Below are 1,943 nucleotides of genomic sequence, written 5' to 3' on the forward strand. Positions count from 1 at the left end.
CCGGTTTTTTTTAAAAATATTTGTCCTATTGAATTCTTTCGTTAAAAGTGATTCTTGTCCCTTGTATATCTATACTGCAACTAATATTGAAGCCCTATTGGGATTTTAAAAACTGTAGCGATATGGAACTGCGACATATCATTGAGGAGGGCTATCGGAAAACTCTCCCAGCTGACCAAACCATCTGTCGGGAAAACGATCCAGGGGACTCATTTTATATTATCCTATCTGGAACAGTGGAAGTGTTCGTGGAATCCATTGGAAAACGAGTCGCTACCCGTAAGTCTGGGGAGTTTATCGGGGAGATGTCTCTGCTGATGGGTACTCCCCGTACTGCTACTCTTCGTACCCTAGAAGAGACAATGCTGTTTGTGGTGGATCGAGACAATTTACAAAGTCTATTGGCTAAGCACGAAGCATTAGCTGACCGAATTTCTGAAGAATTATCCAAACGTCAAGAGACATTGGAACGCTTAGGAATAACCGTCAGTTCCACAGAGCAAGACGAAACTCCTTTCGCCGCAGTTCGCAAACGTATTAAATCAATTTTTGGTATTTAAAACCGATAGTTATCATGAATCAACGTAATCAGGATAATCAGTATCTATCACACCCCTCAATTGATGAGTCAGATCAGCTTCCTAGCTCCTTTGTGGAAGCAGTCACTAGGGTGAAAACCTTTGCTCTGTTGGAAATGGAAAAAGAAACGGAGCGAAAACAGCTTTACTATCATACTTGTGACCATGTTAATGGAGTTCAGCGTAGAGCTGATCGGATTTTCCAAGCCATCAGACCCGATTGGGAAGCCGGTCTGGACAATGATATAGCACCAGACTATCTGAGCAGAATCAAACAGTTAATCGATCTGTGCGCCATTGCTCACGATATGGTGCAAGAGTTTCTCCCTCAAATCCAACCCTATACCTCTAGACGGCGAGAAAGTGGTGTGAGCGAAGCCGCTACAATTACTAAGCTTTTGGATTACATCAAAAATCAGAATGAATGGATAAGTAAGCAAACTCCTAACCATCTGGCCTTGTTTACCGATTCAGATTTACAAATCATTACAGAAGCGATTAACGCTACCATTTGTTGGTATGATACTTCAGACAATACAATTTACCAACCTGACCTCTACTCTTATGATAAAAACCTATCTCTGGTAGCTCGGATTATTGCTTTGGCTGATTTAGGCACTTTGGGAATGGAAGGGATTGAAGCATTTAACGAGGAAGGCAGTCTGCTATTTCTAGAAGAAAATCCTGATATTATCCCCATAATTTTGAATCAAGATATTCCTGATTCCGAAGCTATCGATAAACAAACTATTTATGAAAATCTTAGACAACGGCTGCTGAAAAGGACTCGCTTTCAAGTCAATTTTGCTAAGGGACGAATGGCTAGATTGGCTCGTGAACTTAAAGGGTTTACCGCCGAAGCAATTGCAGTTTTAACCCATGATGTTTTTAAGTATTTGAATCCAGCCATAATTAAAGCTATTGAATTCTCAACTCCTACCGCTAATGACACCAATTTTGAGGAATTGATTGAGTTTTTCCAGCTCGATAAGTATCTGAAAAATTAGGTGATATCAGCTTAAAATCAAGAGCAAAAATGCAATCAATGATAGTGTTGCCGAATCACCTAAAAACTCCTAAAATCGATTAAACATGATGGGAGCAGGTCAAATTTCCCGAACAAATGAACTACTTGACAAAACAACAAAAATCCTGTTAGGGAGCCGGTCTTAGTTGCCGAACAGATGAACTATGTACCATTAGAGCAAGCAATTACCCATGAGGGGGCTATAGATAATGTACAAATATTAGGCATTAGTGACATGCTCCCCCTATTACCTATTACCTATTACCCATTACCTATTACCCATCACCCATTACCCATTACCCATTACCCATTACCAATTACCCATTACCCATTACCTA

General features: G+C 40.2%; 3 protein-coding genes. All 3 read left to right on the forward strand.

Features of this window, described 5'->3' with window-relative positions:
* Nucleotides 1-122 precede the first annotated feature (122 nt).
* Nucleotides 123-560, forward strand: coding sequence for a cyclic nucleotide-binding domain-containing protein (locus tag F6K20_RS36425; RefSeq protein ID WP_287298089.1), 438 nt, complete (start codon nt 123-125; stop codon nt 558-560).
* Between the two features lie 14 nt (nt 561-574).
* Nucleotides 575-1,585, forward strand: a complete 1,011-nt coding sequence (locus tag F6K20_RS36430; protein WP_008187569.1) for a hypothetical protein — start codon at nt 575-577, stop codon at nt 1,583-1,585.
* A 177-nt stretch (nt 1,586-1,762) separates the two neighbouring features.
* Nucleotides 1,763-1,943, forward strand: a 181-nt coding sequence (locus tag F6K20_RS36435) for a hypothetical protein (protein WP_287298090.1), incomplete at its 3' end; no start/stop codon positions are given.

This window comes from Moorena sp. SIO2C4 (genome assembly GCF_010672485.1).
GTDB classification, from domain to species: Bacteria; Cyanobacteriota; Cyanobacteriia; order Cyanobacteriales; family Coleofasciculaceae; genus Moorena; species Moorena producens.